This is a genomic window from Agitococcus lubricus, from assembly GCF_003051055.1.
Taxonomy (GTDB): domain Bacteria; phylum Pseudomonadota; class Gammaproteobacteria; order Pseudomonadales; family Moraxellaceae; genus Agitococcus; species Agitococcus lubricus.
Map to the genome: position 1 here is coordinate 44,013 of NZ_QAON01000007.1, position 12,542 is coordinate 56,554.

At 43.0% G+C, this 12,542-nt stretch carries 10 protein-coding genes; 2 read left to right on the top strand and 8 right to left on the bottom strand.

Going from position 1 to position 12,542, the window contains the following annotated elements; all coding sequences use genetic code 11:
* Positions 1-4: 4 nt before the first annotated feature.
* From C8N29_RS08560 to C8N29_RS08570, 3 genes are all read right to left on the bottom strand, one after another.
* Complete coding sequence (locus tag C8N29_RS08560; RefSeq protein WP_107865645.1) at positions 5-745, bottom strand: hypothetical protein; 741 nt, start codon at positions 743-745, stop codon at positions 5-7.
* Between the two features lie 233 nt (positions 746-978).
* A complete protein-coding gene (locus C8N29_RS08565; protein ID WP_275656205.1) occupies positions 979-3,144 on the bottom strand; it encodes a 3-hydroxyacyl-CoA dehydrogenase NAD-binding domain-containing protein in 2,166 nt (721 codons plus the stop codon).
* A 35-nt stretch (positions 3,145-3,179) separates the two neighbouring features.
* Positions 3,180-4,394, bottom strand: a complete 1,215-nt coding sequence (locus tag C8N29_RS08570; RefSeq protein ID WP_107865647.1) for an acetyl-CoA C-acetyltransferase — start codon at positions 4,392-4,394, stop codon at positions 3,180-3,182.
* A 315-nt stretch (positions 4,395-4,709) separates the two neighbouring features.
* Between C8N29_RS08570 and C8N29_RS08575 the strand changes: the two genes are divergently transcribed.
* Complete coding sequence (locus C8N29_RS08575; protein ID WP_107865648.1) at positions 4,710-6,095, top strand: adenylate/guanylate cyclase domain-containing protein; 1,386 nt, start codon at positions 4,710-4,712, stop codon at positions 6,093-6,095.
* A 4-nt stretch (positions 6,096-6,099) separates the two neighbouring features.
* Here C8N29_RS08575 and C8N29_RS08580 read toward each other — a convergent pair whose 3' ends face one another.
* From C8N29_RS08580 to C8N29_RS08590, 3 genes are all read right to left on the bottom strand, one after another.
* Complete coding sequence (locus C8N29_RS08580; RefSeq protein ID WP_107865649.1) at positions 6,100-6,438, bottom strand: Hpt domain-containing protein; 339 nt, start codon at positions 6,436-6,438, stop codon at positions 6,100-6,102.
* A gap of 136 nt (positions 6,439-6,574) precedes the next feature.
* Entirely contained in the window at positions 6,575-8,257 is a 1,683-nt protein-coding gene (locus C8N29_RS08585) for an ATP-binding SpoIIE family protein phosphatase (protein WP_239987020.1), read from the bottom strand.
* A gap of 138 nt (positions 8,258-8,395) precedes the next feature.
* Positions 8,396-8,701 (bottom strand): STAS domain-containing protein, encoded by a 306-nt coding sequence (locus C8N29_RS08590; RefSeq protein WP_107865651.1) that lies wholly within the window; start codon positions 8,699-8,701, stop codon positions 8,396-8,398.
* Positions 8,702-9,049: 348 nt separating this feature from the next.
* Between C8N29_RS08590 and C8N29_RS08595 the strand changes: the two genes are divergently transcribed.
* Positions 9,050-10,234, top strand: coding sequence for a patatin-like phospholipase family protein (locus C8N29_RS08595; RefSeq protein WP_107865652.1), 1,185 nt, complete (start codon positions 9,050-9,052; stop codon positions 10,232-10,234).
* A 223-nt stretch (positions 10,235-10,457) separates the two neighbouring features.
* Here C8N29_RS08595 and tesB read toward each other — a convergent pair whose 3' ends face one another.
* Together tesB and corA are read right to left on the bottom strand one after the other, a co-directional pair.
* Complete coding sequence (tesB, locus tag C8N29_RS08600) at positions 10,458-11,333, bottom strand: acyl-CoA thioesterase II (RefSeq protein WP_107865759.1); 876 nt, start codon at positions 11,331-11,333, stop codon at positions 10,458-10,460.
* Positions 11,334-11,493: 160 nt separating this feature from the next.
* Positions 11,494-12,477 (bottom strand): magnesium/cobalt transporter CorA, encoded by a 984-nt coding sequence (gene corA / locus C8N29_RS08605; protein ID WP_107865653.1) that lies wholly within the window; start codon positions 12,475-12,477, stop codon positions 11,494-11,496.
* Positions 12,478-12,542 lie beyond the last annotated feature (65 nt).

The window sequence follows — 12,542 nt, forward strand, 5'->3', positions numbered from 1 at the left end:
GCGGTTATTGTTTAATACGAAACGGCAAGCTAAACCACATCATCATTGCTAATATAAAACTCCCTATAGAGACATTAAAAACGAATGGCCACACTACTGGATTAGCTTGTAAGATGCTAATATCGGTCACATAAATCGTTTCGCATGCACCATTGCCCGTATCCGTACGTACCGTACTTGTGCCTCGGCTGAAATTAAAGCCGTGCTGATGACTGTATTTGGCTAAATACCCTTTGATATACACTTGGTCACCTAAACGAATTTGACTCAGTATTTGGGTCAAATGTGCATCACTTGCCAAAATATGGTTATTAGACATGCCTGTCTGTTTGAAGTTTCTAAACACGTCATTAGAGCGCGTAGAGAAATTACAGGTAAATTGTCCACTCCAAAACTTGAGTTGCTGATAAATATCAGAGCGTACATTGTCGCCCCATAACACACATAAATCACGAATATTTAATTTGTCTTGCCATGCTTGATGTAAATAATCGCGCCACGACGTCGCATCGTGTTGACTGACCACCAAACCGTATAATTCATAACGATATAAAGGCTCAATAGTATAACGAATGCCTCCGACCGTTTTTTGAAATGCTGCTTGGTCAATTTCTTCTTGCTTAGGCTCTTGCCACAAGCGTGGTTGTATCACTTGATGCGACGGTAAATCGTGACGATGCCACCCTGCAAACAGCAACCAAAACAGGCTAAAAATCAGCCAACAACGAACCAGCTTGTGCGCCATTCTTTTTGCTCTATCACGCCTAAGACCACCGTCAATAGTATCACTTGCCCCTTGGCTCAGCGTAGCCGAAATACGGTTATTACGCGAGCTCAACCTAAGTACTCAGGATTGATTTCAACTTCGCTCAATTATCCCACCGACCACTGCACTCACCCTATACAACTCTAATGCAATAAAAAAGCCTACAATTCGCACTGTAGGCTTTTAATTGGCTTGATGCGAGTTTCAACTAATTATTGAAAAGTCTCACCTTTTGCAGCCATATCACGCAATAATTGCGGTGGTGCAAAACGCTCACCAAATTTTGCCGCTAACTCATCGGCACGTTTAACAAACTCGGCCACACCAATATAATTAATATATTGCAATTGGCCGCCTGTCCACGGTGCCATACCAATACCAAAAATCGAACCGATATTGGCATCAGCCACCGAACGTAACACGCCTTCTTGATAACAACGTGCGGCTTCAATGGATTGACGATATAACAAACGCTCTTTTAGCTCAGTAAACTCAACCGTGCTCGGTTGCTTTTTGTCCGCAGTCACAAACTGAGACAAGCCAGACCAAATACGTTTTTTGCCATCGGCAGGATAGTCATAAAACCCCATGCCTTCTTTTTTGCCTGGACGTTTGAATTCGTCACACATTTTGTCAATTAAAGCAAAGGCTGGCTCGGTTGGGATTTCTTTACCTTCAGCAGCCAAGTCAATTTGGGTTTGTTTGCGAACTTTACGCGTTAACTCCATATTTACTTCGTCAAGAATCGCTAAAGGCCCTACAGGCATACCTGCTTGCGCCGCGGCTTGTTCGATGGACAAAGGATTAAAACCTTCGGCCAACATATTGACACCTTCCATACAGAAAGTACCAAACACGCGAGAAGTGAAGAAGCCACGGCTGTCATTAACAACAATCGGCGTTTTCTTAATTTGTAATACGTAATCAAAAGCTTTGGCTAAGGTTTCATCATTGGTTTTTTCGCCACAGATGATTTCAACTAACGGCATTTTGTCTACTGGTGAGAAGAAATGTAAACCAATAAAGTTTTGTGGACGCACAGAAGCGGTGGCTAAACCTGTAATTGGCAATGTTGAGGTGTTAGAAGCAAATACTAATTCTGCATCACACACCGCTTCAACTTTCTTAGTGACATCGGCTTTAATTTCACGGCTTTCAAATACCGCTTCAATCACTAAGTCACAACCTGCTAAATCGGCAAAGTCATTGGTGGCTTTAATTAAGGCTAATTTTTCGGCAGCCGCTTCTTTGGTCATACGACCTTTAGACACACGCTTATCGAGTAATTTTTGGGTGTAACCCTTACCACGCTCAGCCGCTTCTAAAGACATATCTAATAAAACGACTTCAATGCCAGACATAGCAGAGACATAAGCAATGCCCTGACCCATCATGCCTGCGCCTAATACGCCAACCTTTTTGCTTTTCCACACAGGATACGTTTCTTTAGAAGGACGGCTAGCACCTTTATTGATTTTTTGTAAATCAAAGAAGAAGGCTTTAATAAAGTTTTTCGACTCTTTGCCACAAGCCAAGCTCGTAAAATAACGACCCTCAATTTTTAAGGCATTATCAAAGTCAACTTGTGCGCCTTCAATGGCGGTACACAAAATCGCTTTTGGTGCAGGATAATTTGCACCTTTAATTTGCTTTTGTAAGTTAGCAGGGAAAGCTGGCAAATTCATCGCAAAGCTGGGTGTGCTGGGTGAGCCACCGGGAATTTTGTAGCCTTGTTTGTCCCAAGGTTGCTGTGCGCTCGGATTAGCCACAATCCACGCTTTGGCTTTTGCCATCATTTCTTCGGGCGTTTCAGCGATGTCATCAATAATGCCAACACTTTTGGCTTTTGCCACTTTCATGCGGTCGCCTTTTAATAAGACGTTCATTAAGGCATTTTGAATACCTAACATACGCACAGTACGAATCACACCACCTGCACCCGGTAATAAACCTAAAGACACTTCGGGTAAACCAAATTCGGCTTTTGGATTGTTTAAGGCAATACGGTGATGACAGCTTAATGCAATCTCTAAACCACCACCCAAGGCTGTGCCATTCATTGCAGCAACAACAGGCTTGCCTAAGGTTTCTAAGCCGCGTAATAAGGCTTTTAATTCACTGACTTTTTGTTCAAAAATCGGTGCGTGTTCGGGTTTCGCTTGAATTAAGGCGGTTAAATCACCACCAGCGAAGAAGGTTTTTTTCGCAGAGGTGACAATAATACCTTTAATACGGGCTTTTTCTTCTTTGAGTTTGGCGACCGTTTGTGTCAACGCCTTCTCAAAGACGTCATTCATAATATTTGCTTCGCTGGTTGGGTCATCCATCGTTAAGGTGACAATGCCATCAGCGTCTTCAGCCCAGTGCATACCAATAATATCAGTCATTTGTTGTACTCCAATCTTATAGACGCTTAAACACGCTCAATAATGGTTGCAATGCCCATACCGCCACCCACACACAAGGTAGCAAGGCCACGTTTTAAGTTACGACGCTCTAACTCATCCAATAAAGTGCTTAAAATCATACAACCTGTTGCACCAAGCGGATGTCCCATCGCAATCGCACCACCGTTGACGTTAACGATGTCATCTTTAATGCCCATATCTTTCATAAAGCGTAAAGCAACAGCAGCAAACGCTTCGTTAATTTCCCACAAATCAATATCAGCCACCGTTAAACCTGCTTTTTCTAAGGCTTTGTAAGCGGCTGGTGCGGGGCCTGTTAACATAATGGTTGGGTCAGCACCCGATAAAGCGGTTGCCAGAAAACGCGCACGCGGTTTTAAGCCTAATTTTTTGCCTGCTGCTTCGTTACCAATCAACATTAAAGCCGCGCCATCGACAATACCCGAAGAGTTACCTGCGGTATGAACGTGATTGATTGCTTCTACCCAATGATATTTTTGTAAGGCAACCGCATTAAAACCGCCCATTTCCCCCATCATCATAAACGAAGGTTGCAATGCACCTAAGCCTTCTAAGGTCGCATTACCACGAATAAACTCGTCTTTAGCTAATACCGTTAAACCGTTAATGTCTTTAACAGGCACAACCGATTTATCAAAATAACCATTGGCTTGGGCAGCCGCAGCACGCTTTTGCGACTGTAACGCAAAGCTATCAATATCAGTACGTGAAAAACCTTCAATCGTGGCAATTAAATCCGCACCAATCCCTTGAGGCACAAAACCTGTGGTTAAACTGGTTGCTGGATCCATTGCCCATGCACCGCCATCAGACGCCATGGGAATACGTGACATAGACTCTACGCCGCCAGCAATGACTAAATCTTCAAAGCCTGAACGCACTTTCATCGCCGCCATATTCACGGCTTCTAAGCCAGAAGCACAGAAACGGTTAATTTGCACACCTGCAACGGTGTCTGCTAAACCTGCTGCTAATGCAGCCGTTTTGGCAATATCAGCACCTTGGTCACCCACAGGCGTCACACAACCCAAAACAACGTCATCCGCTAATTGTTTTACGGCTTGACCATTACGCTCAGCTAAGGCATCCATCAAACCAACGACTAAGTCAATGGGTTTAATGGTGTGTAATGAGCCATCTTTTTTACCTTTGCCGCGCGGCGTACGCACTGCATCATAAATATAAGCCTCTGTTGTCATCCTTTAGTACCTCTATCATGTTAGGGATGTGAATACGACACAAAACTTGTTGGACGATCGTATAATAAATTATTTCTTAGATAAATACCAAGCGTTTGCTTGCTTGGCAAGTAAAATATTTTTTTCTAGGCATTTATGTGTACTATTTGAGTAATAAACCACGCAATAACTTGACCAATTGTGGTGCACTCATTATCTTAGGGACACAATAATGAATGCTAATTATGGTTAATTCTGAGGCGTCTGCTCTCGTTAACGTCTTAATTAAATAATGATTTCTTTGTACGACTATTTTCACGTTTGAGCTAATTTTTTATGGCTGCGCCCTCTCCACAACTACAACAACTCCTAGAGCTTGGCACAAAGAATATGCGCCTCTTAGCTTATATGGTTGCGGTAGCAATTTTTTCTGCAGGCGTTTATACAGGCTTTTACACAACTAAAATTATCGCTTTTATTCCGATTGCCATCTTTTTAGCTTATAGTCAATCGTGGTTACATCGACGCCTCACGTCTTCTGTACCCGCGCAAGCAACTGCGATTGTCATTATGTTAGATGGCCTCATTACTGGCTTTGCCACCGCACTCAGTCACTATGCTTTAGTACCGACATTGGTCTTAATTGCCATGTTAAACGCCTCTGCTTTATCGTTTGGCAATCTATTTTTGTGGATATTTACAGGCTTTTTTTGTTTACTCGGGTCTTTAGTCGGTGGCTTAATGTTTGGCATACAAAACGGCTTGCACGAGAACGTCCCTACCGCAGTCAATGTTGTGGCTCTGCTAGGTGCCACATTTTATTTTGGTTTAAGTTCTTTTCATTCCCGAGAACAATCGCGTGCGCTCATTGTGGCACAGCGTCAAATTCAAGAACAAAAAGAAGAATCTTTTCAACTTTCACGTAAGCTCATCAAGTATTTACCGACTCAAGTGTGGGAATCTATATTCAAGGGTAAACGCGATGCACGCTTACAAACTCAACGTAAGCGTTTGACCATTTTTTTCTCTGATATTAAAGATTTCACTGAAACCTCGGATGAGATGCCGCCTGATTTGCTCACCGAGATGTTAAATACTTATTTTGAGCATATGTCTAAAATTGCCCTCCGTTATGGCGGGACAATTGATAAATTTATTGGCGATGCGATTTTGATTTTTTATGGCGACCCTGTTTCTAAAGGCACTAAAGAAGATGCTTTAGCGTGTGTGTCGATGGCTATTGAGATGCGTCGTGAAATGCAAATTTTACGTCAAAAATGGCAAAGTCAAAATATTGACCGTCCGCTGCATGTACGCATGGGTATTACCACAGGCTATTGTCATGTCGGTAATTTTGGTTCAGATACCCGCATGAGTTACACCATTATTGGCCGCGATGCCAATCTTGCCGCACGCCTACAAAGTGTTGCCTCGCCTGATGAAATTTTGATTGCCCACGAGACCTATTTGCTCATTCGTGAAAAAATTATGTGTAAAGAAAAAGGCGCAGTGTCTTTACGCGGCATTGCCAAGCCGATTCAGGTGTGGGAGGTGATTGATTTTCATGCGGATATGCAAACCCAAAGCTCATGGGTAGAACATGAGTTAGATGGTTTTGTCATGCACATGGATACCAATAAAGTCAAAAACTATGATAAGGAACGTATTGTTAAGGCATTAGAGCAAGCCGCCAAACAACTCAAAGGTACCCATATTTTGTGATACCTTAAATCAATTTAGATAACTCTGCCTTAACGAATAGGAACTCAGCACGGATTTTCTGATTTAAGCTATCACAGTCTTGATAGCGTCCTGCACGACAGTCATGTTCTAAATGTTCACAAATTTCAGCCAACATCAGTGCGCCTAAGTTTGCACTTGCGCCTTTGAGACTATGTGCGGCTAGGCGGGTTGCCTCATAATCTTGACGAGCAATTGCACTGCTAATCATATCTTGACGTAACACGGCGTCTTGCAAATAGGTATTAATGAGGACGGCAAATTCGTCTTCTAAAACTTCTTTTAACTCCGCTAATTGCTCTAAATTTACGTGAATCGTCATCATTATAGCTCTTCCCTCTCTTGTAGAATCACCAGTTTTACTGGCAGTCTTTGTTTACTTACAACCACTTCTCACGTTGCATAATGACTGATTATCATAATTTTATGACATAAATTTTGAATGATTGATAGATGACGTTTTATAACCACTTCCAATCAAACTCTACAATCACACTATTTCCCGGTGGGATAATTTCTAAACGCTGACATAAGGTACGAATCAACCGCAGACCGCGACCATGATAATGGCTAATTTGCTGTGTTAAGTCGGTCTCTTTGTTTAGCGTAGCAACCTGAAAGCCTTGACCACTGTCAGTGACTTGTAAAATAAGTCGCCCACCTAACTCCGTTGGCTCATGTTTTATATCAAACTTAATTGTGCCATTTTCTAAAGCAATTAATTTTTCGTGACGTAGTTTGTAATACTGTGCAAAACCTTGTGCATTACTTTTTAACATGGAATCGAGACCGAGTACACCATGTTCGAGTGCATTAGAATATAATTCGGCCAACACGGTATTTAAGGTGTTAATATATGGTTTAAGGCCTGGTACTTGATGAATAAAGTGCGTAAACAACGGAACAGGGTCAAATAACTTTAAGGAGTCCGTTCCCAATTCACAACTAAAGCTATAATCGGCCAACCCACGATGTGCGACTTTAGGTTTGATTAAGACGGCCTGCTCTAATGCTAACTCAGGCGCATCCTGCATTTTCACCTCAATCAGTGTATGGTCGTCTGATTGCTCTTTATTGACAGCAAACGCCTGAACATCCGCTAAAATCTGGTTAAATACTTGGTCTTGGTGTGGCGTTTTAGCAAATACATCCAATAGACGTTCAAAACCAAACATTTCATTGTCTTGATTAACCGTTTCGATAATGCCATCTGACCATAAATAAATGATGTCATCATTATCCATTTCAAAATAGGCCGGCTCATAACGAAACTGCGCAGCCCCTAAAATGCCTAATGCCAAGTGTTTGGAATGAATTTGTTTAATGGTTTTAGTACGCGGATTATAGATGACCCCTTCGGGTAATCCCCCTGCCCATACTTCGATACTGCGATTTCTAAAGCCTAGATGCGCGGCTGTTGCACAACAAAACACCCCAACAGGCAGAATACTTTTTAGCTTAGCATTCACCTCACGCAATACATCCTCTAAAGAAAAACCTTTAGCCACCATACCGTGAAAGACTTCGGCTAATGGCAACGCACCAATCGCTGCGGGTAGGCCGTGTCCTGTAAAATCACCGAGTAGAACCAATAAATCTCCATTAGGATGACGGGCAGCCAACACCACATCGCCATTAAAAATCGCTTTTGGGGAGATGAGATAACGAATATTTGGCGACTTTAAGACGCCATAATGAGCGATTTTATCGAAAATATTTTTAGCTGCTAACTGCTCTTGTACCAAATGTTCACGTTGACGTTGAATTTCGGTATGTAAACGACGCATACGCGAGAAGGCCAAGATTTTGGCTTTAATAACGACAGGGTTATAGGGCTTGGTAAGGAAGTCATCACCACCCGCCTCCAAACACTCCGCCAAGTCACTGGCTTCGTTTAAGGAGGTTAAAAAGATGATAGGAACAAGGTCAACACCCGCAATTTGTCGGATTTCGCGTGCCGCTTGAATCCCATTTTTATTAGGCATCAGTACATCTAATAGCAAAATATCTGGCCGATGCTCGGCAAAAAGCGTCACGGCTTGTTGACCATCCGTGGCCAAAATGACCTCATGGCCTAAGCGTTTGATGAGATTGGCGAGTATGATACGGTCACTTGGATTGTCTTCGGCTATTAACAGGCGCACGGTCATCTCTCCTTATGACAGCTCAAGTGTTATTTTGATGAGTAGTTGAGCAGCAAATATCGGGTTCGCGCTTGATGACGCCCGTTGTAAGACGGGCATATCCTATTAGTCTCAGCACTATAGGGGCTGATTATTTTATTATTGAATGGTAAATAACTGCTCAAAATTAGAAATCGTCAAGATTTTTTTGACATCGGCATTACAGTTGACAATTTTGACATGAGCGCTGTCTCCACCTGCATGGTCACGCAATAACAGCAACATGCCTAATGCGGAGCTATCTAGATAGGTTGCATCTTTTAAGTCGACAATATAACCAGACATCTCTAAGGGCGCTTGTTCGTATGCGCCTCTAAATTCTTGGTGAGTGCTAAAATCGAATCGGCCTTTAATTTTAATAATTAGCTCTTTGCCATCAGCCGAGCTTGCCGTCAATACTGCCATTCGTATTACTCCCTCATTACATACCGTGCTCAATACCGTCGGTATTGTAGCCCTAATCATTTTTTGCTGATTTTTTATACAAAAAACTATGCCCATTATGGACTATTTCAAACCCGATAAGTTACCTTGATTTCGGGGACTATGCCAAGTACTTCCCTTAAAAAAGGCAGTCTTTTTTCTTTTATATGTTATACCTGATATGTTTTTATACTCTAGTCTATGGCCGACGAACGGACTGACTGGCGGGTTTTCTCTATGACTCGCAAAACCCTCATTAAGAGCTAGACTCACTATAACAGCCTAATACATTATCAGGCAGCGTCAATAGCACAAACGGAGTGAGGTATTATGTATCACTTACCTACACAAAAAATCGGCCTGATATTGTCAGGTGGTGGTGCACGCGCGGCCTATCAAGTTGGCGTCTTAAAAGCCATTAGTGAACTCATTGCTACGCCGTGTTCCAATCCTTTTGCGATTATTTGTGGTACTTCTGCAGGCGGATTAAATGCGGCTGGTGTTGCCACCCATGCCGACTGCCTCAGTGAAGCGGTGATACAACTCGAACAAGTATGGGCGAATTTTCACACTTCTCAAGTATATCGTACCGATTGGGCAGGTGTATTAAGTTGTGCCGCCAAGTTTTTATGGACGATGGCATTTGGACGTTTACATAATGATAGACCCGTCTCTTTGTTGGACAATCGCCCCCTAGCCGCGTTATTGAAACAAGAATTACCCTTAGCCCGTTTGAGTCATGTCATCGAAGCAGGCTATTTAGACGCTTTATGTATTACTGCCTCAGGTTATAGCAGTGGCGAATCGGTGAGTTTTTTTCAGGGCAAGTCGGGCATAGAAGGTTGGAAACGTGCACGGCGGGTTGGTTTACGTACACAAATTACCATTGACCATTTAATGGCTTCGGCAGCTATTCCCTTACTTTTTCCTGCTATACATATCAATCGGGAATATTTTGGCGATGGCGCACTGCGTCAACTTGCTCCTATTAGCCCTGCTTTACACTTGGGTGCAGAAAAAGTCTTAGTCATTGGGGTTAGTAGTGATAACGATAAAGCTCCCCGCGAAAAAACCGAAGGTTATCCCAGCATTGCACAGGTCGTCAGTAATATCTTAAACAGCTCTTTTATTGATAGTTTAGAAGGCGATATTGAACGATTGACCCGTATCAATCGTACCATTAGTCATATTCCCGAAGAAATACGCCAAAAAAATATCAGCTTACGCCATGTCGATGTGCTAGTGATTTCTCCTGCCAGTAAAACTTTAGACCAACTGGCCATGAAACACGCGATGGATTTACCGCGCAGTATTCGTTCTTTTGTCTACGGTAGTGGTGCTACTAAACGTGGGGGTGCAGGCGTGCTCAGTTATTTGTTGTTTGAGGCCGCCTATTGTCAAGAGTTGATTCACTTGGGTTATAGGGATGCGATGGCTCGCAAAAGTGAATTGGAAAACTTTTTACACATTCGCCCCAACCACTTAAATAATGTCATTGAGCTACGTAAGGCTTAAACAGTGCGTTTATGACGCGATAGATAGATGGCGAGTTTTGCACCACGAAATGGTTTTGCTGACGTTGGCCGAAACCAACGTCAGTCCCGCGGAAGGCGTCTGTCATAGGGGCTTGAAATAATTTCTATATAAAATTTAAGAAATTAACATTTTTATCCCGAACTCAGATTAGACAGGTTGAATACTCTGATTCAACCCATCTGGCTACCCTGTCACGCTATGTTTAGTACTTTTCAGGCACTTCTCTTAAACGCATTAAACCTTCTTGTGCAGTACTGGCAACTAAACGTCCATCTTGGCTATAGATTTTCCCAAAATTTAAGCCGCGACCTGCATTGGCGTTAGGTGCTTCCATTTCATACAACAGCCACTCATCCATACGAAATGGACGGTGAAACCAAATGGAATGGTCTAAGCTAGCCGCTTGTAAATTGGACTGCATAAAGGTCACCGCATGCGGAAGCATGGCCGTCCCCATCAAAGCAAAATCGGAGGCAAAAGCTAAGGCGCACTGATGCAATAACGGGTCATCAGGTAAGATATCTTGTGCACGCATCCAATGAAAGCGATGCGCGTCTTGTTTGGTAGGGGCAAATGGGTTAACAGGATTGATAGGACGAATTTCAATCGGACGTTCACGAACAAAACTATTACGAATTTTTTCGGGTAATAAGGAGGCTAGTTGCTGACGTAACTCAAACTCATTGGCTAAGCCTTCGGGCCCTTCTACTTTTGGCATCGTTGCTTGATGGTCTAACCCCTCCTCATGACTCGCAAAAGACGCAGAGCATACAAAAATTGGTTGACCATGCTGAATGGCTGTCACTTGACGATTGATAAAACTTTTACCATCACGCAGTCTATCAACCTCATAAATAATAGGTGCTGTGGTGTCCCCTGCCTTCAAAAAATAGCCATGTAAGGAATGTGCTAAACGTCCTTGGTCAACTGTACGCCCTGCTGCCATTAACGCTTGCCCAAGCACTTGTCCACCAAAGACATTTTTGCCGACAATATTCCGACTTTGACCACGAAATAAATTGACTTCTAGGGCTTCAAGTTGCAACAAGGTTAATAATTCAACAATAACTGGATTCATAGTGACTCTCTTAGGATTAGACTGGTGACTTTCAATAGACAACTTAGCACCCGCTTTACGGACTGTTTTTGCCATATTAGTCTCCTACATTTTCAGCATCGATATTAGCGGCTGTTGACATTTTGCGTGTCAGCCGCGTTGCTGATTCACCGTTTTATATTTACAACCACTTCGCCCGTTTTAAGCGTCGATATAACCAGAGGCAGCCGACGAACATCGTTAGCATGGCGAAAGGATACCCCAAGCGCCAATGCAATTCGGGCATATTGTCAAAGTTCATACCGTAAAAACTGGCAATCATGGTCGGAATGGCTAAAATCGCTGCCCACGATGCCAAACGTTTTACAATTTCGTTTTGACCTACCGATACTAAAGCTAAATTCACATCCATCGCTACTCTTAACATTTCACTTTGTGCATCAATGGCATCGTGAATGCGCAAAGAATGGTCATGAATATCGCGAAAATAGGGCAAAATGCCACGGGGAACAAGCGCGACATCGGTATGATGCATCAAAAAATTACAGATATCTTGCAACGGGGTAACGGCCATACGCAAACGTACCAAATCGGCTTTTAGGTCGTATAAATGTCGAATCGTTTGTCGCTTAAAGGTATCTGCAAAAATCTCTCGCTCTAAAGCCTGCAAATGTGTGCCTAAATCTTCCGTGACCGGAAAGTAATTATCGACAACAAAATCTAGTAACGCATACAAAATGTATCCCGTGCCATAGCGCATTTGTTTGGGATTTTGTTCGCAATGCTGGCGGACTGGCGCATAACTCAAAGACGCACCTTGACGGACGGTAATCACATAGCGCGCGCCTGCAAAAATATGTGTTTCACCAAAACAAATATCATCACTTTCTAAACGTGCAGTGCGCACGACAATAAACACAGAGTCGCCGTAGGCCTCGGCTTTAGGGCGTTGATGTTGACGCAAGGCATCCTCTACTGCCAAATCGTGCAAACCAAATTCTGACTGTACTTCTTGCAATAACAACGCATTGGGTTGATATAAACCGACCCAGACATAGGCATCAGCGTCTGCGGCTAAGGTTTCACTGACATCTGCCAATGGGATATCAGCTATCTTTTGGCCTGTTTTGCGGCTATAAGCCACACAATTTACAACACCTATCATGGTTATTTTTCCTATATCCTCTTTTATCTTGGTCGTCCATTCAAGCGCATGACACTTCGCCGCCT

Bases quoted from the DNA above. Each gene is read 5' to 3' on its own strand.
- C8N29_RS08560 (WP_107865645.1), bottom strand. From the start codon at position 745: ATGGCGCACAAGCTGGTTCGTTGTTGGCTGATTTTTAGCCTGTTTTGG.
- C8N29_RS08570 (WP_107865647.1), bottom strand. From the start codon at position 4,394: ATGACAACAGAGGCTTATATTTATGATGCAGTGCGTACGCCGCGCGGC.
- C8N29_RS08575 (WP_107865648.1), top strand. From the start codon at position 4,710: ATGGCTGCGCCCTCTCCACAACTACAACAACTCCTAGAGCTTGGCACA.
- C8N29_RS08580 (WP_107865649.1), bottom strand. From the start codon at position 6,438: ATGATGACGATTCACGTAAATTTAGAGCAATTAGCGGAGTTAAAAGAA.
- C8N29_RS08590 (WP_107865651.1), bottom strand. From the start codon at position 8,701: ATGGCAGTATTGACGGCAAGCTCGGCTGATGGCAAAGAGCTAATTATT.
- C8N29_RS08595 (WP_107865652.1), top strand. From the start codon at position 9,050: ATGTATCACTTACCTACACAAAAAATCGGCCTGATATTGTCAGGTGGT.
- tesB (WP_107865759.1), bottom strand. From the start codon at position 11,333: ATGAATCCAGTTATTGTTGAATTATTAACCTTGTTGCAACTTGAAGCC.
- corA (WP_107865653.1), bottom strand. From the start codon at position 12,477: ATGATAGGTGTTGTAAATTGTGTGGCTTATAGCCGCAAAACAGGCCAA.